Source organism: Thalassolituus sp. LLYu03 (genome assembly GCF_050507655.1).
In the GTDB taxonomy this organism is placed as follows: Bacteria; Pseudomonadota; Gammaproteobacteria; order Pseudomonadales; family Oceanobacteraceae; genus Venatoribacter.
The window spans coordinates 1,540,135-1,563,177 of the sequence record NZ_CP191496.1 but is presented as its reverse complement, the minus strand read 5'-3'; the positions used below and the strand labels follow the sequence as shown (position 1 = coordinate 1,563,177).

Here is a 23,043-nt window from a genome sequence, read left to right as displayed (position 1 = left end):
TAGAGCCTGAATCCAGTCCCGGTTATCATTCACATAAACCTGACCAACCTGCTTCGTTATGCACCAGATTCTGCAATCTCAACTAAACTCACAATCAGATGACCCAAATCCTTATGGGGATGGCGGGGTAGCGGTTGAGACCGCTAAGCCACAGCTGAAAAGGCCGCCGATGTACTGCGTCATTATGATGAATGACGACTACACCCCTATGGAATTTGTGGTAGATGTACTACAAGGCTTCTTCAGTAAGACACCCGAAGAAGCCACGCAGATCATGTTGACCGTTCACACAAAGGGCAGCGCAGTTTGTGCCATCTACACAAGGGATGTAGCGGAAACTAAAGCGGCTTTGGTGAATCAATATGCCAGAGATTGTCAGCATCCTTTGATGTGTGAAATTTCTCCGGCGGACGATTGAGGCTTAGGAGGCGCTATGCTGAACCGCGAACTTGAGCAAACCCTGAACGATGCGTTTAAGGATGCCCGTTCGAAACGTCACGAGTTTATGACCGTCGAGCACCTGCTTCTGGCACTGCTTGATAATGACGCTGCGTCCTCCGTACTGGAGGCCTGCGGTGCCGACATCCTGAAGTTACGCAAAGAGCTGCAGGAATTCGTTGATTCAACCACTCCACTGATCCCTGAGCACGATGGTGAGCGTGAAACCCAGCCAACCCTGGGCTTCCAGCGTGTACTGCAGCGTGCAGTGTTCCATGTTCAGTCCTCCGGCAAGTCCGAAGTGACCGGCGCCAACGTGCTTGTTGCTATCTTCTCTGAACAGGAAAGCCAGGCGGTTTACTTCCTGAAGCAGCAAAACATCGCCCGCATTGATGTGGTGAACTACATCTCCCATGGCATCTCTAAAGTGTCCGGCCCGGAAGAGTCCAACGATCACATGGCGGACCATTCCGAAGAAGATGGCGAAAGCAGCAGTAAGAGTGCGCTCGAGGGTTATGCGACCAATCTCAATCGCATGGCTCGCGAAGGCAAAATCGACCCTCTGATTGGCCGAGAATACGAAGTCAGTCGTCTGGTACAAACCCTTGCCCGTCGCCGCAAGAACAACCCACTGCTCGTAGGAGACTCTGGCGTTGGCAAGACAGCCATCGTTGAAGGCCTTGCCAAGCGTATTGTTGATCGCGATGTGCCAGAAGTGATTCAGGACGCCGTGGTGTACAGTCTGGACATGGGCGCTCTGCTTGCAGGCACCAAGTACCGAGGCGATTTCGAAAAACGCTTCAAAGCCCTATTGGCCGAATTAAAGCGCCAGCCGCACGGCATTCTCTTTATTGATGAAATTCACACCATCATAGGCGCCGGCGCCGCCTCTGGCGGTGTAATGGACGCAAGCAATCTGCTGAAGCCACTGCTGAGCTCCGGCGAGATTCGCTGCATAGGTTCTACCACCTTTACTGAATTCCGTGGCATCTTCGAAAAAGACAGCGCACTGACCCGTCGTTTCCAGAAAATTGATGTGGCAGCGCCATCAGTTGACGATACTTACAAGATTCTTAAAGGTCTGAAGTCCCGCTTCGAAGAACATCACAACATTCGCTACACCGACAAGGCACTGAAAGCAGCTGCCGAACTGGCAGAACGCTACATTACAGACCGCAACTTGCCGGACAAAGCGATCGATGTCATCGACGAAGTTGGCGCTCTGCAGCACTTGCTGCCCGCTAACAAGCGCAAAAAGGTGATCGGGGTACCTGAGATTGAGCAGGTTGTAGCGGCCATTGCCCGTATTCCTCCAAAAACAGTGTCGGCATCCGACAAAGAGCTGCTGTTCAAGCTGGAAGACAAGTTGAATATGGTGGTCTTTGGTCAGGATGAGGCGATTGTAACCTTGTCAACCGCCATCAAGATGTCCCGCGCAGGCCTCACGTCGCCGCAAAAACCAATCGGTTCCTTCTTATTCGCTGGTCCGACCGGCGTCGGCAAGACCGAGGTTTCACGCCAGCTGGCTGCAGTTATGGGCATGGAACTGGTTCGCTTTGACATGTCGGAGTACATGGAACGGCATACAGTTTCCCGCCTGATTGGCGCGCCTCCTGGTTATGTCGGGTACGATCAGGGTGGCTTGCTGACCGAAGCCATTAACAAGAATCCACACTGCGTATTGCTGCTGGATGAGATCGAGAAAGCGCACCCAGAAGTGTTCAACATCCTGCTGCAGGTAATGGATCACGGTACGCTGACCGACAATAACGGCCGCAAAACCGACTTCCGCAATGTGATTCTGATTATGACCACCAACGCCGGTGCCGAGCAGATGAGTCGCACCAGTATTGGCTTTACGCTGCAGGATCATACAACCGACGGTTTTGAGGCACTTAAGAAAACCTTCACGCCTGAGTTCCGCAACCGGATTGACAGCATCATCCAGTTTGCCCCGCTGTCGCGCGAAACCATTCTGCATGTCGTCGACAAGTTCCTGGCTGAGCTGCAAGGGCAGTTGGACGACAAACGTGTTTTGCTGAACGTCGATGACAGCGCGCGTTACTGGCTGGCAGAGCACGGCTACGACGAAAAAATGGGCGCACGCCCAATGGGCCGACTGGTTCAGGAGAAAGTCAAAAAACCACTGGCGGAGAAGATTCTCTTCGGAGAGCTTTCGCAGGGTGGGGAAGTGGATATTTCTGCTGATAAGGGAGAGCTGGTGCTCTCAGTACCGGAAGAGGTTCCTGCCTGAGGGCAGGAACTTCCGGTGACGGGCATTAACGCGCGCGGTAAGTGATGCGACCTTTGCTCAGGTCATAAGGAGTCAGTTCTACCTTGACCTTGTCGCCAGTCAGAATGCGAATGTAGTTCTTACGCATCTTGCCGGAGATATGAGCAGTCACCACGTGACCGTTTTCGAGTTTTACGCGGAACATCGTATTGGGAAGGGTGTCAATTACTTCGCCTTCCATTTCAATAACGTCATCTTTTGCCATTCGTCACCTGTTTAGACCTTGCACAACGCGGGCGCATTCTGCCTGAATTCGCCCGAAGAAGCAAAACAACCACCCGATAAAAGCACATAAAGACCTGATCAACGCACCAGCAGCTGCCAATGACCATCAATCAACTGCTCCAATGGCGCGTATTGAACCTTATATTCCATCTTCCTGCTGCCACGAACATAGTAGCCGAGATAGTTGTACGGCAGCCGCACCGCGGCAGCCAACTGAGTAAGCCGTACAATAAGAAAGCTTCCCAACGAACGAGCCACTTCATCCGGATCAAAAAAACAGTAGACCGCCGACAGGCCATCCTCCAGAACATCGAAGACCATACAGGCAATTAGCTTGCCTTGCTTGCGAGCCACTAAATAGCGGGTTGTACCAAAATCGCTGGCCAGAAAATCATCAAATTGCTTTTCGGCTGCCGGATACATGTCGCCATCGGCATGACGCTCATTGATATAGCGTTCGTACAGCCCATAGATTTCGTCTCGTCGGCCCGGAATCTCCACAGACAACTCCAAGTCCGAATTGCGTTTGAGCGTCCGAAGCTGAGTGCGACTGCAGAGCAGCTCATGAGCACGAATCCTTACGGCAATGCAGGCCTCACAGCCCGGGCAATTGGGGCGATAGACAAGACGACCGCTGCGCCGAAAGCCGTTGAGACTCAGCAGCGTCAGGGCTGAGGCGTCCAGCTCAATGCGGGGGTCTGCATAAAGGCTGCGGGACTGCATATCCGGCAAATAACTGCAGTCGTGAGTATCCGGCGGCTGAAACAGCAGAATTTTGTTCATCGCAGCACTCCAGGCAAGTTCAGCTGACTGGTCTTCGCTGCGTTTTTCGCCAGCAGCGCCTCGAACTCGCCGCGATCCAGCTCAACAAGACCAAACCGCCCTAGGTGATCGGTCTTCATCTGGCAGTCGATCATCTCTATGCCGGAGTCGAAGAGATACGGCGCCGCCGTTGCAAACGCAATCTTAGAGGCATCACTGACCCGCGAAAACATAGACTCACCAAAGAACGCGGCCCCGATTGTCAAACCGTAGAATCCGCCACAGAGCATCCCACTGCCATCCCAGCACTCCACGCTGACTGCCCGCCCGCAGGCATTCAGTCGCGTGTACGTTTCAACGATGTCGTCACTGATCCATGTGCCCGCTTCATAGTCCCGGGGTTGGGCACATGCATGCATGACGCTTTCAAAGGCCAGGTTCGTTGTCACCGTGAAATTGCTTCGGTTCATGGCCTTTTTAACGCTCCGGGGGATGCGAAAGTCCTGAGGGCGAATCACAGCGCGTGGGGCGGGAGACCACCATAACCGGACCTCATCCGGATCGTTCCAGGGGAAGATACCAGAGCGATACGCCGCATCGATCCAGAGCGGTGACACGACCCCACCCGCGGCCAGCAATCCATTGGGATCGGACAGGGCCTTACCTGTTGAGGGAAAGCGGGGAAGGGAGGTTTCATCCAACCAGTCAATCATACATAACCCGTGGTAGACTCTGCGCAAATCGGAATGTTACAGGATGGTATTTTGCCAAAGCATAAGACCGAATCAGACATCGGGCCAGAGGCAGTCACGGAAGGAGTGGCCATTGCCGGCCAGTCGCATGGCTGGAGTCGTCGTCACGATGTCATTTTTGTCGCGCTTACGCTGGCCAGCATGCTGCTGCTTCTGGCGCTTGCGACCTATTCGGGCAACGACAGGGTCTGGTCCTCAGCGGGCGAGGGGCAACCGACCAATGCGGCCGGCCGAGTCGGCGCACTTGTCGCCGACCTCCTGTTTCATGGCTTTGGATTTCTGGCTTACGCCATCCCGCTGCTGGTGATTGCTAAGCTCTGGCAACTGTTCCGCAAAGCGCCCAGGAACTCTGGCAAAGTATGGCTGCTGCGCAGTGTTGGCATTGTGTTGTCCGTTGCATCGCTGTGCGCACTGGCCGACATGAGTATTTTTACTGGCGACTCCCTGCCGGTAGGCTCGGGCGGCATCCTGGGGAAAGTCATTCTTGGTGTCATGCTGCCGCTGTTCTCGTTTGCAGGAACAGCCATCCTGCTGTCAGGCGCGCTGGCGATAGGCCTGATGCTGTTTCTGGAGTTTTCCTGGCTGCACTTTTTTGACCGCGTAGGCGCCACACTCTTTAACCTGGCAGCACAGCGCGGAGCCGGCAGCAAAGCGCAATCAGGGGTTAACACTGAGGCAGAACCTGAGCCGGTCGTTTCAGACGGTCGCAAACGCAAACAATCCTGCGATTTCGCTGCGAACAATGATGCCGCAGACAGCTCTGAGTCCCCGAACCGACGCCGCAAATCAGAGCCGGTAATGTCAGAAACTGAGGCCGAACCGCCAATCATTGCGGACTTCAGCTGGAATGATATCGATGATGATCAGCCATTCTGGGGTGATGAGCAGGCAGCGCCTATTGCCACAGCCAAGCCTCAGCTACGCGCTCAGGAACCATCAAGACCGAAGCCAGACGATACAGCCGGCGCTGGGCTCAATGAGTCTGTACTCAACCGCGATTTGGAAGATGACCGAATCGCCGCAGATGATGACGACGAACTGAGTGACAGCATTCCCACCTTAAGGGCAGAAGAGCCACAGCCTGTGCGCGCAGCCAGTCACAGTGGTATTGATGACCTTCCACCATGGGAAGACGAAGCCGGTGAACTGCCTGCTGATGACGAAACTATTATCCCTATCGAACCACTTGCCCGAAAAGAAGTTCGTACCTCTGAGCGGGCGCAGCGCGATCTGCAGACAAAGCTTTTCAAATCGGACGAGCCGCTGCCGTCTATTGCACTGCTGGATCCTCCACGAACCAACAACAAAGGCGGTTTTTCACCCGAACGCCTGCAGGAGATGTCCAAGCTGCTGGTTCAAAAGCTGGCCGATTTCGGTGTAAAAATTGAAGTTACTGCCGTCGCTCCAGGTCCAGTCATTACCCGCTTTGAGATACAGCCTGCGCCGGGCGTAAAGGCCAGCAAGATTTCAAATCTCGCCAGGGACCTTGCCCGTTCTATGGCCATGGTCAGCGTCCGTGTTGTGGAAGTTATTCCCGGCAAGTCGGTCATGGGTATTGAGGTGCCAAACGAAAATCGCGCCGTAGTATCCCTGTCGGAAGTGCTGTCGTCGGAGGAATTTGACCAGTCCCGCTCACCATTAACCCTGGCGCTTGGGCACGATATTGGCGGCAATCCGGTCATTACGGACTTGGCTAAAATGCCACATTTGCTCGTCGCCGGTACAACCGGCTCGGGTAAGTCCGTGGGCGTAAACGCCATGCTGATCAGTTTGTTGTTCAAATCAACACCGGATGAACTTCGCCTGATTCTGGTCGACCCGAAAATGCTGGAGCTCTCAGTCTACGAGGGCATTCCCCATCTTCTGACGCCGGTCATCACCGACATGAAAGAAGCGGCCAACGGCCTGCGCTGGTCTGTTGCAGAAATGGAGCGGCGCTACATGCTGATGGCCGCCATGGGCGTACGAAACATTGCCGGTTACAACAAAAAAGTAAAAGATGCGATCGAAGCAGGTCAGCCGCTGACCGATCCGTTGTGGCGCATTGATAAATCCTACGACACCACGCCGCCACAACTGGAGCCACTGCCGTACGTCGTGATTGTGATCGACGAATTCGCCGACATGATGATGATGGTCGGCAAGAAGGTGGAAGAACTGATCGCCCGTATTGCCCAGAAGGCCCGGGCGGCGGGCATTCATATGATTCTGGCCACGCAGCGGCCTTCGGTCGACGTCATTACCGGTCTGATCAAGGCTAACGTTCCGACCCGCATTGCCTTTCAGGTGTCGTCGAAAATCGACTCCCGCACCATTCTTGACCAAGGTGGCGCTGAGCAATTGCTCGGCCATGGTGACATGCTCTTCATGCCCCCTGGCAATGCCTTGCCTGAGCGCGTCCACGGTGCATTCGTGGATGACGACGAGGTTCATCGCGTGGTCGCAGAATGGAAAAAACGCGGGGAACCACAGTACATCGAAGATATCACACGTTCAGAAGAAGAGGGCGCAGGTCCGAGCTTCGAGGGTGGCGACGAAAAAGACGACCTGTACGATCAGGCGGTGGCATTTGTGACGGAGACCGGCAAGTGCTCTATTTCCTCCGTACAGCGTAAATTGCGCATCGGTTATAATCGCGCAGCCCGTCTGGTCGAAACCATGGAGGCTTCAGGCGTCGTTTCCTCGCCTTCACACAATGGCTCGCGGGAAGTTCTCGCATCAGCACCACCGGATTACTAAAAGGAATACCGAATGAAACTTCTGCGCTCAGGTTTGCTGCTGTCCCTGACGTTGCTGACGGCCTCTGCGGCGAACGCCTCGGAAGCAGCCCTGAATGATTTTCTGGGTCGCATCAAATCCCTGAAAAGCCTTGAAACACGCTTTGAACAAACCACGCGTGACGCCAATGGCAAAACCCTGCAGGAAATGACCGGCTCACTGCTGGTCGCCAAGCCAGGGAAAATGCGCTGGCACACCGATGCGCCGTATGAACAACTGGTGGTATCCGATGGCAAGCTGGTATGGATTTACGACACCGACCTTGAACAGGTGACCATCCGTGACATGGATCAGCGCATTCAGGAAACGCCAGCGTTACTGCTGACAGGCTCCGCCGATGACGTTGAAAAGAGTTTTCTGGTTGGCGAAGAAAAAACCAGCAATGAACGCGTTTTTCAGCTGGTGCCAAAAGACCCGAGTCAATTGTTTGAGTCGCTTGAATTTCATTACCAGAACGAACAACTGGTGCGCATGATGATTTTCGACGCCGCGGGTCAGATCACAGAAATCGCTTTTTCTGAACCGAAAATCAACAAATCCACCGATGCGCAGGCCTTTGTGTTTGATGTGCCTGAAGGTGTCGACGTGATCGACGGGCGCCATGGCCGCTGATTTATTCGGCCAGCAAAAAGCCTATGAGCCGCTCGCATCCCGGATGCGGCCGGCCACCCTTGATCAGTATATTGGTCAGGAGCATGTCGTTGGTATTGGCGCACCTTTGCGCAAAGCGCTGGACGCAGGCCAACTTCACTCTCTGATTTTCTGGGGCCCCCCGGGCGTGGGCAAAACCACGCTGGCGCGGCTTATCGCGCATTATGTCGATGCGGAATTTCTGTCGTTGTCGGCGGTGATGTCGGGCGTTAAAGAAATTCGCGAATCGGTTGTGCGTGCCCAGCACTTTCATGCTGCCGGAAAAAAAACCGTTTTATTCATCGACGAAGTGCACCGCTTTAATAAATCACAGCAGGATGCATTTCTGCCGTACGTGGAAGATGGCACCTTTATTTTTATTGGTGCCACGACAGAAAACCCGTCGTTTGAACTGAACAATGCGCTGCTGTCGCGCGCTCAGGTGTATGTACTCAGAAGCCTGACGGAAGACCAGCTGAATCATATTCTCAAGCAAGCCCTGAGCAGAACCGGCAATCAGGCCGACGAAGGCGCCATTCAGCTGATTTCTGCGTCTGCCGATGGCGATGCACGCCGTGCTTTGAATATTCTGGAAATGACACTGCAGCTCAATGCAGGTCAGGCCGTCAGTCGCGAGCACGTCGCCGAAATGCTGGGTGATAAAGCCCGGCGTTTCGATAAAGGTGGCGAAGCGTTTTACGATCAGATTTCGGCGCTGCATAAATCCGTGCGTGGATCAGACCCAGACGGCGCCCTGTATTGGTTTGCACGCATGCTCGACGGTGGTTGCGACCCTCTGTACATAGCGCGTCGCGTTGTACGCATGGCCAGTGAGGACATCGGCAACGCCGATCCGCGTGCTCTTACTTTGTGTGTGAATGCCTGGGACGTGCAGGAGCGACTGGGCTCGCCAGAGGGCGAGCTCGCGATTGCGCAAGCGGTGGTTTATCTGGCCTGTGCTCCGAAAAGCAACGCCGTGTATAAAGCCTTCAATGAAGTGCGCGCCATGATCCGCTCTCAGCCGAGCTACGAAGTGCCTTTGCATCTGCGCAACGCGCCAACGAAGCTGATGAAGACACTCGACTACGGCACAGAATATCGCTACGCACATGACGAGCCGGATGCATTTGCCGCCGGCGAAAATTACCTGCCGCCAGAGCTTAGGCATGAACGCTTCTACCACCCGGTTAATCGCGGACTGGAAAGCAAGATAGGGCAAAAACTCGAATATCTGCGTGGTCTGAATGAGCAGTCCCCGCTGCAACGTTACCCCGAGGAGGGCGAATGAGCTTTTTCTGGATTGGCCTGGGCGGAGCCGCTGGCGCCATTGCACGCTACATAGTCGCCACCGCCATCTTCCGCTGGATGGATAAGCCCTTTCCCTATGGCACCTTAAGTGTGAACCTGCTAGGCTCCTTCGCCATCGGCGTCGCCTACGTCTGGCTGGTTCAGCACCAGTGGGGCGGAGACCATCATAAGCAACTGGCGATGGTGGGTTTTCTCGGCGCATTTACAACATTTTCAACCTTCTCACTGGAAAGTCTGACCATGCTGCAACAGGAACGCTGGCTCGCCTTCGCGGGTTATGTGGGCTTCAGTGTGACAGGCTGTCTGCTGGCAACCGCCGCAGGCATGTGGCTATCTAAATCCGTGGTTTAAAGAGCAATGCTGGACGTTAAATATATCCGTGAAAACCTTGATCAGGTGAAATCTGCCCTGGGCAAAAAAGGTTTCGTATTCAACGATGAAGAATTCAACCGCCTCGACGAGCAGCGCAAATCCGCGCTGACCAAGGCTCAGGCGCTGCAGGCTGAAAAGAAGAAAGCCTCCAAGCAAATCGGCGCACTGATCGGTCAGGGCATGTCCCCGGAAGATGCCAAAGCTCAGGTTATGGGCAGCATCGACTCTGACATCACCGACGCAGAGCAGGCCGCAAAAGACGCCGAGCAGGCGATGCGCGATCTGCTGATGAGCATTCCAAACGTACCGCACGCCAGCGTGCCATTCGGCAAAGACGAAGACGATAACGTCGAAGTCCTGAAGTGGGGCACGCCAGCCAGCTTCAGCTTTACACCGAAAGACCATGTGGATCTGGGTGAAGCGCTGGGCCTGAGCTTTGATGATGGCGCCATGCTGGCCGGTTCACGTTTTGTGGTGATGAGCGGTCCAATGGCGCGCCTGCACCGTGCCATCACTCAGTTCATGCTGAACACCCACACCGAAGAACACGGTTACACCGAAACCTATGTACCGTACATGGTGAACCGCACTGCGCTGGAAGGTACTGGTCAGCTGCCGAAATTCGAAGAAGACCTGTTCAAAATTCCTTCTGCTCAGGGCGAAAAAGACTTTTACCTGATTCCGACCGCGGAAGTACCGGTAACCAACCTGCTGCGCGAGTCAGTTACCGACATCCAGCTGCCGATTAAAAAGGTCGCCCACACACCGTGTTTCCGCAGTGAAGCGGGCAGCTACGGTCGCGACACCCGCGGCATGATCCGTCAGCATCAGTTCGACAAAGTCGAGCTGGTGCAGTTTGTGCGCGCAGAAGACTCCGACGCCGCACTGGAAGAGCTGACCGGTCACGCCGAAGCGATTCTGCAGAAACTTGGCCTGCCGTACCGCAAAATTACCCTGTGCGGCGGCGATATGGGCTTCTCGGCCAGCAAAACCTACGATCTGGAAGTCTGGCTGCCTGGTCAGCAGAAGTATCGCGAGATCTCATCCTGCAGCACCTTTGGTGATTATCAGGCCCGCCGCATGCAGGCCCGCTGGCGCAATCCGGAAACCGGCAAGCCTGAGCTGCTGCACACACTGAACGGCTCCGGTCTGGCTGTGGGCCGCACCATGGTGGCTGTAATGGAAAACTACCAGCAGGAAGACGGCAGCATCGTCGTTCCTGACGCGCTGCGCCCATACATGGGCGGTGTTGAGGTTATCCGCCCATGATGACGCTCCCCCTCGTTCTGCGGGGGGACGTACGCCCCTTCGTTATTATTGGTGGTGGCACTGTCGCCGCCCGCAAGGTCCTGACGCTGGTGAACGCCGGCGCTCAGGTCCGCGTCATCGCTCCCGAGCCTGACAGCAATATCCGTCAGCTGGCTGATGGTGGCCAGATCCACCTGGAAGAGCGCAGCGCAACGACGTCCGAGACGTTTCCTGCACAGGCTTTGGTCGTGCTGGCAACGGATGACATCGCACTGAACGAAGCCCTTGCCCATAACGCCCGCAGCGTCGGCTGTCTGGTTTGCCGCTCCGATGACAGCACCGACAACGATTTCATTTTTCCAGCCGTCATTGACCGCTCGCCGTTGCTGGTCAGCGTGTCGACCAGCGGCGCATCGCCGGCACTGACCCGTCATATCCGTCAGCGCCTGGAAGCCTTTCTGCCTGCCGATCTGAGCACACTGGCTGAATACGCAGAAGCGCTGCGGGCCAGAGTGAAACTCGCACTGCCGCTGGCGGAACGCGCAGGCTTTTGGCGACGCTGGATGAATGGCCGCGCACCAGAGATGATTCTGGCCCGCAGGCCCGACATAGCCGATGCCGAAACAGCCGCCTGCCTGCAGGGTACGGCGACCGCCGGAGAGGTGTGGTTGGTTGGTGCAGGTCCTGGCGACCCGGATTTACTGACCTTCCGAGCGCTGCGCCTGATTCAGAGCGCTGACATCGTGTTTTACGACCGGCTGGTGAATCCTCAGATTCTTGACTTGATCGACCCGGCCGCTGAGCGCTATTACGTCGGCAAGCAGAAAAGTCTGCACTCGGTGCCGCAGGACGGTATCAATCAGCTACTGGTTGAGGCTGCGCTGCAGGGCAAGCGCGTGCTGCGCCTGAAAGGCGGCGACCCGTTTATCTTTGGCCGCGGCGGTGAAGAAATTGAAGAGCTGGCAAAGCACGGTATTCCATTTCAGATTGTGCCCGGCATTACCGCTGCCAGCGGCTGCGCATCTTATGCCGGCATTCCGCTTACCCATCGGGATTACGCGCAAAGCGTGCGTTTCGTGACCGGCCATCTTAAAAATGAGACCTGTGACTTGCCATGGCATGAACTGGTTCATCCGGGGCAGACGCTGGTGATCTATATGGGACTTACCGGGCTGCCTCACATCTGCCGCCAACTCATCGCTGCAGGTATGCGCCCCGAAACGCCGGTGGCTCTGGTCGAGAAGGGCACACTGCCAGACCAGCGGGTGCACATCGGCTCTCTGGCCAGCATGCCGGACTACGTCGCCAGCCACGACATTGCGGCGCCCACGCTCACCATTGTCGGCGACGTGGTCAGCCTGCATGACAAGCTCAGCTGGCGCTGAGCGGGACTAAGTCTCCGTTCAGTCAGCAGAATTCCGGAATTGCACTATGCTTGAGTCAGTAGATGCAATTACCGGGATATCCTGATGAGTTTCCTCAATTCTCTGAGCATTAAAACCAAAATTCTGTCTCTGGCGGCCGTTGCCATTGCAGGCTTCCTGGTGAGTATTCTGCTCAGCACCAATATGAATAAAGCCAACTCAGCCCGACTTGAAACCATCCAGAAAACCTTCTTTCCGGTGGTGGAGGAGTCCAAGGCCAACATAGTCCGGCTATCCCGCATCGAAGAACTATTCTCAACCGCCGTATCCACCGGCGAAATGGACTTCGTTAATTCCGCCGAAAAATACCGCAAAGAGATGCTTGATGGCATGTCGCGTCTGGAGTCGCTGTGGCCCGACGAGGCGTCAGACCTGCGCTCGGGCAGAGACGCCTTTGAAGCCTACTTCGGCACAGCGAAAAAGCTGTCCATTGGCATGATTGAGGGCAATCTGGATCCGTCGCTGATCGACCGTATGAATAAGGAGCTGACCGAGGCTCGTCAGAAGCTGCAGGCCTACAGCGAAAGCGGCCTGAGTGCCTTTAATGATATTGTCTCCGCATCGCAGGAGGCTGCCGCGAGCGCGCTGTCCTTTGGCCTTATCGTCACGGCCATTACGCTGGCCATTCTGATCGTCGTTGCCTGGTCAACCAGCAGCAGCATCAATCTTGCCGTATCAAGCCTGCTGAACTCGCTGAAAGACATTGCCTCCGGAGAAGGGGATTTAACCCGTCGCATTCAGAAATCCTCGCACGATGAAATCGGCGAGGTTGTCGACTGGTTCAACCAGTTCGTCGACAAGCTGCACAAAAACATCGGTGAGGTGGTGAGTACCACTCGTCCCCTGACGTCTGTGTCCGGCGATCTCGGCAGCCTGACCTCTCAGACTTCACAGATCACCGAACGCCAGAATCGCGCAACAGAAGAAGTGTCACTGGTGGTAGACGATATGGTTGCCAGCGTACAGGAAGTGTCGACCAATGCAGGTTCGGCCGCCGACGCAGCCAAAGAAGCCGATCGTGCGGCTAAAGAAGGACGCAAAATCGTTAATGAAACCGTAAAAAGCATTAACAGCCTTGCCGGTGAAGTCGAACGTGCCAGTGAAGTTATTCGTAAGCTGGAAGCCGACACGGCAAACGTAGGCAGCATTCTGGATGTGATCAAAGGTATTGCCGAGCAAACCAATCTGTTGGCGCTGAACGCAGCGATCGAAGCTGCACGGGCAGGTGAGCAGGGCCGGGGCTTTGCCGTGGTAGCCGATGAAGTGCGCACTCTGGCATCACGTACTCAGGATTCAACGCAGGAAATTCAGGCTGTTATCGAGCAGCTGCAGTCGGCAGCCCGCTCAGCGGTTGAGGTGATGAGCGAAAGTAAAGAACGCGCCCGCACCAGCGTAAGCCAGGCCGCCAAAACAGACGAAAGCCTGCAGGCGATTACCGAGAAAGTCGAATCCATTACGGCCATGAACTCCCAGATTGCAGCCGCGACCGATCGTCAGGAACAGGCTGCCCACAGTATCAAAGAAAACGTCATGGGCATTCGCGAGACATCAGCCTCAGCGATGTCGAGCATGCACAAGGTTGAGGCTGCAAGCCGGTCGTTGTCGGACATTGCCAGCACGCTCAGGCATGTGGCCGGGCAGTTCAGGGTCTGACAATAAAAAAAGCGCCTTACGGCGCTTTTTTTATTTATGCGGTAAGCAAAGCGGATTTATCCAGCCGCTCAAGCCAGGCATTCCTGCACTCCAGCCGGAGCGCTTCAAAATCACCCTCACCACGAATCGCCAGCAAAGCCAGCGCCGCAGTATCGACAATGGCATCCTGAGCGTATTCATTTGTCTCTTGGCCATTCCACACCGATGCCAGCCACTCGCAGGACACTTCCTGAGCTTTACCGGCGTAGTGTGAGGCCAGATTAGGAATACGAACTTCCTGAATCTGACCATTCAGCTGATAGCGTGCAACGCACTCACGCTCAGGGTTAACCTCAAACTCACCGCCTTCGCCTTTAATTACCACGCAGTTTTTCCCGTTCAATGCCGCTGCCGCCGTGTGCACCTCGGCATAATTGGGGTGAAAAACGCCCTGAACACTGGGAATACTCTCAGGGCTGATGGTCTTCATAACGGTATTGATTGGTGAGCGGACGCCAAGTACCGATTTCAGAGACAGCCATTCCTGCAATACAGGATTCAGTCGGGAGCAGGGCAAATAGGCGAGGCCATCGCTGTCGTTAAAATCCTGCGCGCAGCCCAGCACCGGCAATTGAAAATGACCGAACACTTCATGAAGGTACTGACGACCTTCTGTGTGTGCCTCGGTGCCGTGCACCAGAATCCGGTATCCCATCTGCTTGAGCAGCAACATGGACAAAAAGCACCAGAATGGCTGGCGACGTTTGCCTGCGTACGTAGGCCACACTAAGTCGGCATTCAGACCGTCAGGCCAGCACTGATTAATGGCCGCAGCAAATCCTGCAAGCTCTTCCGGACTTTCTTCTTTAACACGCATCAGCATAAAAATGGCACCGATCTGCTCTGGCAGGGCGTCACCATTCAGCATCGCCTTCATGGTAAAGAAGGCTTCTTCCTGCGTCATGCTGCGACTGCCATTGCGACCCCGCGCCAGAATGCGCACGTAATCAGCGAGAGGGTGGCTCATAAACAATTCTCCGGTCGCGGCAATCCCGCAAATTTAGCAGCCAGCTTGGCAGGACTGCCGGGAAATAATTTCAGTAAATAAATACTGGAGGATTTATCTGCACCCAAATGCTCTTTCAGGTATTTGGTCAGTGGGCGCATGGCAGGTGACACTTCAAATTCCTGATAAAAGCGGCGCAGCAGGTGCAGCACTTCAAAATGTTCGGGCGTAAGCTCAACGTTTTCAGAAGCCGCCAGCTCGGCAGCCACTGCTTCGTTCCAGTCACTCAGATCGGCCAGAAAGCCGTCTTTATCAAGCTTTAACATAGGCATTCAAAACCAGCTGATGGGTTTGGTGTGGCTCATCGTCAGGGCAAGCCATTCCTGATCGCTGATGGACGTAGCCGATGCCGTAACGGCGAGGCCTCTGGTCGCTGCGTCCTGAGCGCGGACATAAACCGTAAAATGAGCAGCGGCCTGCTCCTGAAGATACACGCCATCGCCAAGCAGCAATACGCAGTCGCCTGCTGCAGCCAGTGCAGAGACGTCCATCAGCACAGATGGATTGGGTGAAAAAATCTGGTGGATCATTCCCATCTCAAAAACTCACGCAATGATCAGCAGAAGCCAGTAACGCCTGCAGCTCCGGGTTGGACATACCGCGCGCAAATGACTGCAGGGACGCACCAGCAAAGGGGCTGAGTGCAAGGTCATCCGTGCTGTAGAAAATGGATTCAACATCGTACATAGGCAGTGCCCCGATGACTTTGTCAGGGGATTTTCCGGCGGGCTTGCGTGACAACTGCCCACGAACCAGCCAGCCCAGGCCTGCGCCTTTGACAATAACCTGAACCTCATGATCAAACGCAGCCAAGGCAAGGATCATCTCCGCCACTTCGGGATCCGGTGATGGTGGAGTCGTAATCAGCACACAAACTGTTGCCATATTAAAACTCCACCACACGGTCAGAATCGGCAGCCGCCTCGGCCATTTCGCCAAGGCCGGCCAGTTCGAATCCGCCAGCACAGGTCAGAGCGTTCAGTCCGTAGCGCTTTTGCTCGGCTTCATCGGCGATACCGCGACGCAACGCATTAGCAATGCAAACCTGCAAAGGAAAACCCGCATCAGCGGCGAGTTCTGACCACTGTGACGCCAAAGGAGTTTGCCCCTGCACGGGTTGCTGACTGTTCAGCGCGGCGTAGACCGCATCCTGATAGAAGAATACGCGTCGTATGGTATGGCCCGAAGCCACGGCGGCACGGATAAAATCCATGGCGATGTAATGATGGTCGCCAGCAAAAGGGCTGGAGCGGACCAGAAGTGAAATGGTGGCCATAGCGGGCATCCTGTGAATTGCGCTAATGGTATCGGCAGAGCGGGGCGCTTGAAAAGCCGCAAGACGGGGTGAAAGGACGTATCGTATTGATTTATAAAAAAAAGTATTGACGCCGAAAAAAGTTAAAGTATGATACGCACCAATTCGGAGGGATGGCTGAGTGGTTGAAAGCACCGGTCTTGAAAACCGGCGTCGGTTTATCCCGATCTAGGGTTCGAATCCCTATCCCTCCGCCATTATTAAAAAGCCAGCACATCGTGCTGGCTTTTTTCTTTTGCGCACCACGAAAACTAAAAGCACTCAGTCAGGGAGTCACGAGGTCAGGGCGTGCATCAGCAACGTAACGGCGATACAGCCAACCAACCAGACCGCAATCCATTCCGTCCGATATAACGTTCTCAGGGTTGCGCGCTGCAGATCTGCATTTTGGCCAGACGCTTTCGACGGCATATCAGCACTCCGGAATCAAAAATCCAGCATGCCCGATTAACAGACGCTCTGTGTTGGAGATGTGTAAAACGATTGTGAGCCGACGTAATCAGCCGGCGTTGGCTTTGATCATTTCGCGGATAAACGCTGTGACAGAGCGACCCAGTGCATTCAGGTCGTAGCCTCCTTCGAGAATAGCGACCCAGGGAATGCTGCGCTGCTTGGCGTAATCGCCAATCCATTCACCGATCCAGCGATAGTCGTCGTCATCGAAACACAACTCGGCCATCGGATCATCGCGATGCGCATCAAATCCTGCAGACACCACTATCACCTCAGGCGCAAAACCACGCAATGCAGGCCCCCAGACATCCAGAACCTGCTGACGGAATTCCGCACCACCGGCACCTGAATCAAGGTACACATTCACCAGATTATTGAACATGCCCGTCTGGTAGTGGGAATAAGGGTAAAAAGGGTGCTGAAAACTTGAACAAATAAGAAAGCGCGGATCATTTTTCAGAATATCGACCGTGCCATTTCCCTGATGCGCATCAAAATCGAGAATTGCGACACGCTGTGCATGATGCACTTCCGCTGCCCGCAACGCCGTCACTGCCACATTATTGAAAAAGCAGAAGCCCATACTCTTACGGTGCTCTGCATGGTGACCCGGCGGACGGACCGACACAAAGGCATTGTCATAAATACCTTTCATCACCGCATCCAGCGCCATGGTGCTGGTACCCACGGAAAGCAGAGCTGCATCAAGACTGCCGGCGGACATCGGTGTATCCTCGTCGACATAAATATGCCCCTGCTTGGGCTGGATCAGTTTCAGCTGCTCCACATACCCCGGGCTGTGGGCCCGCAAAATGTCCGGCAGGTGAGCGGTCTGACCTTCAACGATGGTCAGCTCATCCCAGACACCCGTGGCTTTCAACTGATGCTCAATCGCCAGAATGCGCATGGCATGTTCCGGATGGTCATCGCCGGTGTCGTGAGCTAAATGTTGATGAAAGGTAAAATAAGCTGTTGTCATGGCAGGGGTTTCTGATCTGGAACTCAGCTGCGTAAAGTGCCAGTGTATCGCCCGGGTCGTGCCGCGCCAACTAAACTTAAGGATCAGTCGAGATGGGAACGCGCTCACTGGAGTTGTTCTTTGAACCCAAGTCCATCGCTGTCATCGGTGCGTCGGAGCGCGCCAGCAGCCTTGGCGGCGCCATCGTGCGCAACCTGATAAACGGCGAATATCCGGGGCTGATCATTCCGATCAACAGCCGTGGCTACAAAGATGTTTATGGCATCCCGGCTTTGTCCCGCATCGGACAGCTGGAACAGCCCGTCGATCTGGCCATTATCTGCACGCCGGCCGAAACGGTTCCGAAAATCATCAAACAGCTGCACAGCAAAGGGGTTGGCGCCGCCATGCTGCTGACCGGCGGTATCGCCCGGACCCGCTCGTGGCAGTTCCGCCCGTCTTCGGACCGTCTGAATCAGGTGATTCAGCAGACCCGCATGCGCATACTCGGCCCGGACTGCCTTGGCATGGTAGTTCCTGGTCGCAAGCTCAACGCCAGCTTCCTGCACGTGCCGGTACGCCCGGGGCACATTGCTTACGTCGGCCAGTCAGGCACGCTGGCATCCGGCGTTATGGACTGGGCATTCAGCCGCAAAATCGGCTTCTCGCACGTCCTTACACTCGGCAAGAGTCAGGACGTAACCCTGCCGGATCTGATTGACTACATCACACAAGAGCCGCCGGTCAGAACCCTGCTGATCCAGCTCGATGAAATCGGCTCAGGCAAAGCCCTGATTCGCGCACTGCGTGCGGCGTCGCGCCACAAGCTGGTGCTGGCGGTAAAGAGCAACCGCTTTCAGGAAAACCCACTGAACCGCATTGCCACACCACGCGGCCTGCGCACACGCGATTCTCTGGTGGACGAAACACTGGCGCGCGCCGGGGTGTTGCGCGTATCGGCTACCGATGAATTGTTCGACTGCGTCGACGCCCTCGGTCAGCGCCGCGAATCCTTTGGTCCGCGTCTGGCGATTATCGCCAACGGACGCGGCCCCGCCATTCTGGCCATGGACCGCCTGCTTCACGACAAGGGGCAGCTGGCCACCTTGTCGGAAGATACCCGCACACACTTACGTGGCCTGCTGCCGGAGTACCTGAGCACAGAAAATCCGATTCTGCTGAACCCGGAACTTAAGCCGCAGCAACTGACGGCCGTTGCCAATACACTGATCCGTGACAAGCAGGTCGACGCCATTCTGGTGATATACATCCCAAGTCTGGGGTCTGATCCACTGGCCTGCGCTGAAGCACTGGTGCGCATCGCCAAAACCAGCAACAAGACCGTGCTGACCAGCTGGGTAGGGGAGTATTCGGTAGAGGCCGCGCGCGAGTGTTTCGACCAGAACGGCCTGCCGACCTTCGACACACCGGATAACGCCATCAAGTCCTATATGTACATGGTGGCGCACCAGCGCACTCAGGATCTGCTGCGCGAAACGCCGGAGAGTCTTGAGATCCCAATCTCGTCGGCACATATGGACGTCGATAAAGACATCCTGACGGTGCATCGCCCGGGCGATTACCTACTGCCCGATTACGCCTGGCGCCTGCTGAACGCTTATGGTTTCTCGTGCGCCGAAATGCGCTACCGCAGTCATTTGTCCGACCTACTGGCGGTGTCGGGCGAAGTAAAAGGCCCCTGGGTGCTGCGCGTGCATCACCGCGACTACCTGTACCCGTTCGCCTACGGCAACAACCCGCGCGAACGTCTGCGTTCAGTGGTGCGTGATCTGAAAACGACGGAAGAAGTCACCACGGCCGCCGAGAGCCTTGAACAACAGATTGGCGACGCCTTTCCGGACAGCCCGGTTATGGGCTACACGTTACAGACCATGCACCGGGCGCTCGATAACCTGCAATTTTCCTTCGGTATTGGCCGCGATGCCGAAATCGGCCCTTACCTGTTCTTCGGTGGCGGTGGCAGCACAGCCGATATTCTGGTCGATCGTCAGGTGGCCTTACCGCCGCTGAACGCCAATCTGGCTGAAAAGCTGATCAAACGCAGCCATTTCTATCAGGTGCTGTCCGAGCGTTCCGACAACATTGAACGCGAACTGGTAACCCTGGAACGCTGGCTGGTCGCACTGTCGCACATGGCGCTGAACCACCTATGGATTGCCGGCTTTGAAGTCAACGCCATCCGTCGTCAGGTCGGCCGCTACATGGTCATCGGCGTGGCAGGCGAGGTAGGGCACCCGGCGAAATCCGCCATTCAGCCCTACCCGAAAGAGCTGGAAAGCCAGTACGAAAGCCGCAACGGACACGCTTACGACATCCGGCCGATCCGCGCGGAAGATGAGCCTCTGCTGGAAGACTTCTATCACCGCCTCAGCGCCGAGTCGCTGCGCCTGCGGTTCTTCTCCGCCCGCCGCCAGTTTGACCATAAGGAGCTGGCGCGCTTCACCCAGATCGATTACGACCGCGAAATGGCGTTTATCGCACTGCGCGAAGGCGTGCTGTACGGCGTGGTCAGGGTCTGGATTGATGCCGACGACGTGGCCGCCGAGTTCTCTGTGATCATTGATGACAATTGCCGTGGCGAAGGGCTTGGCCTGCGCCTGATGCAGGGCATCATTGAATACCTGACCCGGCGCGGCGTACTGCAGATTTTCGGCAGCGTGCTGCCGCACAACACAGGAATGCTGAAGTTGTCGCAGCGACTGGGGTTCAGCATGCACCACAACATGGACGAAGGGGTGGTGGAGGTTGGCCGCAACCTGAATCCGATGAAGTACGCGTGGCAGAGGAAACGCATGTACCCACTGTAAAGGGTTTGTTATATTTCCCGGCCAACAATAACAACGACGGTGTGCCAAAACGCCGCGAACTTTGACTGAAACGTACGGGGTGGTCCCTTGATTAAAGTGCTGGTTGTCGATGACCACGAGCTGGTTCGCTCGGGTATCTCTCGTCTGCTCACAGACGCAAAGGGAATTGAAGTGGTCGGTGAAGCAGCAAGTGGCGAAGAGGCTGTGCAGTTCGCAAAAGAACAACAGCCCGATGTGATTCTGATGGATATCCGCATGCCGGGTATCGGGGGCCTGGAAGCCACACGTAAAATTACCCGCAACAACCCGGATGTTCAGATCATTGCCGTCACAGCCTGTGACGATAACCCATTCGCCACGCGCCTCCTGCAGGCTGGCGCCTCTGGTTACATCACCAAAGGTGCCGACGCTGATGAAATGGTGCGCGCCATTATGAAAGTGAAAAGCGGGCAGAAGTACATCAGCCCGGACATTGCCCAGCGCATGGCGCTGAAGCCCTTCCAGCAGGATCAGGCATCGCCGTTTGATGAGCTGTCGGAGCGGGAGATGCAGATCACTATCATGATCGTAGGCTGTCAGAAGGTGCAGGAAATCAGCGAAAAGCTGTTTCTCAGCCCGAAGACAGTAAACAGCTACCGTTACCGGATTTTTGAAAAACTGGGCATCGACAGCGATGTTGAACTGACCCACATGGCGGTCCGTTACGGACTGGTTGACCCTGCCGCTACGACCTGATGAGCGACTTTGATATCCGGGCATTTTTGTCCACCCTGACCCTGCGTGCCGGGGTCTACCGCATGTACGCCGCCGACGGAGAGCTGCTCTACGTCGGCAAAGCGAAAAATCTGAAAAACCGGGTATCCAGTTATTTCCGTGCCCGCGGCCTCAACGCCAAAACCGTGGCTCTGGTCAATCGCATCGATCACATCGAAGTGACGGTAACCGCCAGCGAGGCCGAGGCACTGCTGCTTGAGCAAACCCTGATCAAGCAGCACAAACCCCAGTACAACATCCTGCTTAAGGACGACAAGTCCTATCCTTATCTGCACCTGTCAGAGCATGAGTTTCCACTGCTCGAATACCGCCGCGGCAAGGGCAAGCGCAAAGGGCAATATTTCGGCCCATACCCGAATGCCACGGCCGTTCGCGAATCACTGAATTACCTGCAGCGCCTGTTTCAGTTGCGCAACTGCGAAGACAGTTACTTTCAGCACCGCAGCCGCCCGTGTCTGCAGCACGAAATCAAACGCTGCTCAGCGCCCTGTGTCGGTAAGGTAACTCAGGATCAGTACGCAGAAAGCGTGCGTCAGGCGACGCTGTTCCTGCAGGGGAAAGGGCCCGAGCTGCTGCTCGAATTGCAGCAGAAAATGCTCGCCGCCGCAGACCGCCTGCAATTTGAACTCGCCGGAGCAATTCGCGACCAGATTGACCTGCTGCGCCAGATTCAGGAAAAACAGTTTGTCGACTCCGGGCAGGGCGACGCCGATGTATGGGCGCTGCTCGACTGGCAGAATGTACTCTGCATTCATCGTTTGGCCTTCCGCAGCGGACGTCTGGTGGCCAGCAAGAATTACTACCCGGACAATCTGGCCGGTGAAAGCGAGCAGGATTTACTGGCAACCTACATGGCGCAGTTTTATCTGGCCGAACACTCGGCCGAAGGCTGGCCAAAAGAATTAATTGCCGATGTCGACAGCGAAGCGCTGGAGGCGCTCGCAGAAGCCATACGCCTGACCGCTGGGCACAAAATCAGCCTGTCTCGCGGACAGCGTGGGCAAAATCGTAAATGGCTGCACATGGCCCAGGAAAATGCCCGCACCGGTGCGCAGGCGCAGCTGTCCGGTCGCCTCGATACCGAGCGCAAACTGCAGGCGGTCGCGGATCTTTTGCACTTACCGTCAGCACCGGCAAGGATCGAATGTTTCGACATCAGCCACTCGCAGGGCGAAGCCACGTACGCGTCGTGCGTGGTGTTTTCCGGCGAGGGCTTAACCAAAGACCGTTATCGGCGCTTCTCTATCAAAGACGTCACGGCCGGCGATGATTACGCCGCATTGGAGCAGGCCGTGACGCGCCATATGACCCGCCTGCTGGAGCAGAACGATTTACCTTCTCTGCTGCTGATCGATGGTGGCAAAGGGCAGGTGGGAAGGGTCGCCACGGTACTGGAATCACTGGCCATTCATTCGGTGCGATTGTTCGGCATCTCGAAAGGTGAAACCCGTAAATCCGGCTGGGAATTTCTGTGGGAAGCGGGCGCCACGCACCCTATAATGCCCGACGCCCACAACGAGGGTTTCCGGCTGCTGCAGTGGGTGCGCGATGAGGCGCACCGCTTCGCCATTACCGGCCACCGCAAAGCCCGCGCCAAAGCCCGCAGCCAGAGCGATCTGGAAACGCTGGAAGGGGTGGGGCCTAAACGGCGTAAAGAATTATTGTTGTATTTCGGCAGCCTCAAAAATATGAAGAGTGCGCCGAAAGAAGAATTGGAAAAAGTGCCGGGCATCAGTAAAAAGCTGGCAGAGCAGATATTCATCCAACTCCACGGGGAGTAACGGAGT

The 23,043-nt window shown here is 55.7% G+C and carries 20 protein-coding genes, 1 tRNA gene and 2 pseudogenes; 14 read left to right on the top strand and 9 right to left on the bottom strand.

The genetic code is table 11. The features are described 5' to 3' along the window. Positions 1 to 58: 58 nt before the first annotated feature. Positions 59 to 418 (top strand): ATP-dependent Clp protease adapter ClpS, encoded by a 360-nt coding sequence (clpS, locus tag ACQUQU_RS07125; protein ID WP_430462548.1) that lies wholly within the window; start codon positions 59 to 61, stop codon positions 416 to 418. A 15-nt stretch (positions 419 to 433) separates the two neighbouring features. After that, positions 434 to 2,692 (top strand): ATP-dependent Clp protease ATP-binding subunit ClpA, encoded by a 2,259-nt coding sequence (gene clpA, locus ACQUQU_RS07120; RefSeq protein WP_430462547.1) that lies wholly within the window; start codon positions 434 to 436, stop codon positions 2,690 to 2,692. 25 nt (positions 2,693 to 2,717) lie between these two features. Here clpA and infA read toward each other — a convergent pair whose 3' ends face one another. From infA to aat, 3 genes are all read right to left on the bottom strand, one after another. Next, positions 2,718 to 2,936, bottom strand: coding sequence for a translation initiation factor IF-1 (infA, locus tag ACQUQU_RS07115; RefSeq protein WP_430462546.1), 219 nt, complete (start codon positions 2,934 to 2,936; stop codon positions 2,718 to 2,720). Between the two features lie 98 nt (positions 2,937 to 3,034). Continuing rightward, positions 3,035 to 3,739, bottom strand: a complete 705-nt coding sequence (locus ACQUQU_RS07110) for an arginyltransferase (RefSeq protein ID WP_430462545.1) — start codon at positions 3,737 to 3,739, stop codon at positions 3,035 to 3,037. Beyond that, positions 3,736 to 4,431, bottom strand: coding sequence for a leucyl/phenylalanyl-tRNA--protein transferase (gene aat / locus ACQUQU_RS07105; protein WP_430462544.1), 696 nt, complete (start codon positions 4,429 to 4,431; stop codon positions 3,736 to 3,738). The genes ACQUQU_RS07110 and aat overlap by 4 nt, the downstream gene beginning before the upstream one ends. Before the next feature lie 33 nt (positions 4,432 to 4,464). Here aat and ACQUQU_RS07100 point away from each other — a divergent pair. The 8 genes and pseudogenes from ACQUQU_RS07100 to ACQUQU_RS07065 all read left to right on the top strand — a co-directional run. Beyond that, positions 4,465 to 5,016 (top strand): annotated as a pseudogene (locus tag ACQUQU_RS07100) (DNA translocase FtsK 4TM domain-containing protein); the annotation flags it as partial. 717 nt (positions 5,017 to 5,733) lie between these two features. Then, a pseudogene (locus tag ACQUQU_RS07095) lies at positions 5,734 to 7,209 on the top strand (DNA translocase FtsK); the annotation flags it as partial. A gap of 12 nt (positions 7,210 to 7,221) precedes the next feature. Further along, positions 7,222 to 7,860: an outer membrane lipoprotein chaperone LolA gene (lolA, locus tag ACQUQU_RS07090; RefSeq protein WP_430462543.1), complete on the top strand. Its 639-nt coding sequence runs from the start codon at positions 7,222 to 7,224 to the stop codon at positions 7,858 to 7,860. Then, complete coding sequence (locus ACQUQU_RS07085) at positions 7,850 to 9,166, top strand: replication-associated recombination protein A (RefSeq protein WP_430462542.1); 1,317 nt, start codon at positions 7,850 to 7,852, stop codon at positions 9,164 to 9,166. The genes lolA and ACQUQU_RS07085 overlap by 11 nt, the downstream gene beginning before the upstream one ends. Beyond that, on the top strand, positions 9,163 to 9,537 hold the full coding sequence (crcB, locus tag ACQUQU_RS07080; RefSeq protein WP_430462541.1) for a fluoride efflux transporter CrcB: 375 nt from the start codon (positions 9,163 to 9,165) through the stop codon (positions 9,535 to 9,537). Before ACQUQU_RS07085 ends, crcB begins: the two co-directional genes overlap by 4 nt. A gap of 6 nt (positions 9,538 to 9,543) precedes the next feature. After that, positions 9,544 to 10,827, top strand: a complete 1,284-nt coding sequence (gene serS, locus ACQUQU_RS07075; RefSeq protein ID WP_430462540.1) for a serine--tRNA ligase — start codon at positions 9,544 to 9,546, stop codon at positions 10,825 to 10,827. Next, entirely contained in the window at positions 10,824 to 12,191 is a 1,368-nt protein-coding gene (gene cysG / locus ACQUQU_RS07070; RefSeq protein ID WP_430462539.1) for a siroheme synthase CysG, read from the top strand. The genes serS and cysG overlap by 4 nt, the downstream gene beginning before the upstream one ends. 84 nt (positions 12,192 to 12,275) lie before the next feature. Then, the gene (locus ACQUQU_RS07065; RefSeq protein WP_430462538.1) at positions 12,276 to 13,883 is read left to right on the top strand and encodes a methyl-accepting chemotaxis protein; all 1,608 of its coding nucleotides are present in this window, start codon (positions 12,276 to 12,278) and stop codon (positions 13,881 to 13,883) included. A 34-nt stretch (positions 13,884 to 13,917) separates the two neighbouring features. On the opposite strand, the gene ACQUQU_RS07060 is transcribed toward ACQUQU_RS07065, so the two are convergent. The 5 genes from ACQUQU_RS07060 to tusD all read right to left on the bottom strand — a co-directional run bounded on the left by ACQUQU_RS07060 (position 13,918) and on the right by tusD (position 16,204). Continuing rightward, positions 13,918 to 14,889 (bottom strand): glycosyl transferase family protein, encoded by a 972-nt coding sequence (locus tag ACQUQU_RS07060; protein WP_430462537.1) that lies wholly within the window; start codon positions 14,887 to 14,889, stop codon positions 13,918 to 13,920. After that, positions 14,886 to 15,137 (bottom strand): TusE/DsrC/DsvC family sulfur relay protein, encoded by a 252-nt coding sequence (locus ACQUQU_RS07055; RefSeq protein WP_430462536.1) that lies wholly within the window; start codon positions 15,135 to 15,137, stop codon positions 14,886 to 14,888. Before ACQUQU_RS07055 ends, ACQUQU_RS07060 begins: the two co-directional genes overlap by 4 nt. A 63-nt stretch (positions 15,138 to 15,200) precedes the next feature. Continuing rightward, positions 15,201 to 15,458, bottom strand: a complete 258-nt coding sequence (locus ACQUQU_RS07050) for a DsrH/TusB family sulfur metabolism protein (protein WP_430462535.1) — start codon at positions 15,456 to 15,458, stop codon at positions 15,201 to 15,203. Positions 15,459 to 15,465: 7 nt separating this feature from the next. Continuing rightward, the gene (locus tag ACQUQU_RS07045; RefSeq protein ID WP_430462534.1) at positions 15,466 to 15,813 is read right to left on the bottom strand and encodes a hypothetical protein; all 348 of its coding nucleotides are present in this window, start codon (positions 15,811 to 15,813) and stop codon (positions 15,466 to 15,468) included. A gap of 1 nt (position 15,814) precedes the next feature. Then, the gene (gene tusD / locus ACQUQU_RS07040) at positions 15,815 to 16,204 is read right to left on the bottom strand and encodes a sulfurtransferase complex subunit TusD (RefSeq protein WP_430462533.1); all 390 of its coding nucleotides are present in this window, start codon (positions 16,202 to 16,204) and stop codon (positions 15,815 to 15,817) included. Positions 16,205 to 16,350: 146 nt separating this feature from the next. Here tusD and ACQUQU_RS07035 point away from each other — a divergent pair. Then, positions 16,351 to 16,440, top strand: a tRNA-Ser gene (locus tag ACQUQU_RS07035). A gap of 302 nt (positions 16,441 to 16,742) precedes the next feature. Here ACQUQU_RS07035 and ACQUQU_RS07030 read toward each other — a convergent pair. Beyond that, positions 16,743 to 17,675: a histone deacetylase family protein gene (locus ACQUQU_RS07030; RefSeq protein WP_430462532.1), complete on the bottom strand. Its 933-nt coding sequence runs from the start codon at positions 17,673 to 17,675 to the stop codon at positions 16,743 to 16,745. 92 nt (positions 17,676 to 17,767) lie between these two features. Between ACQUQU_RS07030 and ACQUQU_RS07025 the strand changes: the two genes are divergently transcribed. The 3 genes from ACQUQU_RS07025 to uvrC all read left to right on the top strand — a co-directional run bounded on the left by ACQUQU_RS07025 (position 17,768) and on the right by uvrC (position 23,037). After that, complete coding sequence (locus ACQUQU_RS07025) at positions 17,768 to 20,482, top strand: GNAT family N-acetyltransferase (RefSeq protein WP_430462531.1); 2,715 nt, start codon at positions 17,768 to 17,770, stop codon at positions 20,480 to 20,482. Positions 20,483 to 20,569: 87 nt separating this feature from the next. Next, positions 20,570 to 21,217, top strand: a complete 648-nt coding sequence (gene uvrY, locus ACQUQU_RS07020; protein ID WP_430462530.1) for a UvrY/SirA/GacA family response regulator transcription factor — start codon at positions 20,570 to 20,572, stop codon at positions 21,215 to 21,217. Next, positions 21,217 to 23,037: an excinuclease ABC subunit UvrC gene (gene uvrC, locus ACQUQU_RS07015; protein ID WP_430462529.1), complete on the top strand. Its 1,821-nt coding sequence runs from the start codon at positions 21,217 to 21,219 to the stop codon at positions 23,035 to 23,037. The genes uvrY and uvrC overlap by 1 nt, the downstream gene beginning before the upstream one ends. Positions 23,038 to 23,043: the final 6 nt, after the last annotated feature.

Bases quoted from the DNA above. Each gene is read 5' to 3' on its own strand.
- clpS (WP_430462548.1), top strand. From the start codon at position 59: ATGCACCAGATTCTGCAATCTCAACTAAACTCACAATCAGATGACCCA.
- clpA (WP_430462547.1), top strand. From the start codon at position 434: ATGCTGAACCGCGAACTTGAGCAAACCCTGAACGATGCGTTTAAGGAT.
- infA (WP_430462546.1), bottom strand. From the start codon at position 2,936: ATGGCAAAAGATGACGTTATTGAAATGGAAGGCGAAGTAATTGACACC.
- ACQUQU_RS07110 (WP_430462545.1), bottom strand. From the start codon at position 3,739: ATGAACAAAATTCTGCTGTTTCAGCCGCCGGATACTCACGACTGCAGT.
- aat (WP_430462544.1), bottom strand. From the start codon at position 4,431: ATGATTGACTGGTTGGATGAAACCTCCCTTCCCCGCTTTCCCTCAACA.
- lolA (WP_430462543.1), top strand. From the start codon at position 7,222: ATGAAACTTCTGCGCTCAGGTTTGCTGCTGTCCCTGACGTTGCTGACG.
- ACQUQU_RS07085 (WP_430462542.1), top strand. From the start codon at position 7,850: ATGGCCGCTGATTTATTCGGCCAGCAAAAAGCCTATGAGCCGCTCGCA.
- crcB (WP_430462541.1), top strand. From the start codon at position 9,163: ATGAGCTTTTTCTGGATTGGCCTGGGCGGAGCCGCTGGCGCCATTGCA.
- serS (WP_430462540.1), top strand. From the start codon at position 9,544: ATGCTGGACGTTAAATATATCCGTGAAAACCTTGATCAGGTGAAATCT.
- cysG (WP_430462539.1), top strand. From the start codon at position 10,824: ATGATGACGCTCCCCCTCGTTCTGCGGGGGGACGTACGCCCCTTCGTT.
- ACQUQU_RS07065 (WP_430462538.1), top strand. From the start codon at position 12,276: ATGAGTTTCCTCAATTCTCTGAGCATTAAAACCAAAATTCTGTCTCTG.
- ACQUQU_RS07060 (WP_430462537.1), bottom strand. From the start codon at position 14,889: ATGAGCCACCCTCTCGCTGATTACGTGCGCATTCTGGCGCGGGGTCGC.
- ACQUQU_RS07050 (WP_430462535.1), bottom strand. From the start codon at position 15,458: ATGATCCACCAGATTTTTTCACCCAATCCATCTGTGCTGATGGACGTC.
- ACQUQU_RS07045 (WP_430462534.1), bottom strand. From the start codon at position 15,813: ATGGCAACAGTTTGTGTGCTGATTACGACTCCACCATCACCGGATCCC.
- tusD (WP_430462533.1), bottom strand. From the start codon at position 16,204: ATGGCCACCATTTCACTTCTGGTCCGCTCCAGCCCTTTTGCTGGCGAC.
- ACQUQU_RS07030 (WP_430462532.1), bottom strand. From the start codon at position 17,675: ATGACAACAGCTTATTTTACCTTTCATCAACATTTAGCTCACGACACC.
- ACQUQU_RS07025 (WP_430462531.1), top strand. From the start codon at position 17,768: ATGGGAACGCGCTCACTGGAGTTGTTCTTTGAACCCAAGTCCATCGCT.
- uvrC (WP_430462529.1), top strand. From the start codon at position 21,217: ATGAGCGACTTTGATATCCGGGCATTTTTGTCCACCCTGACCCTGCGT.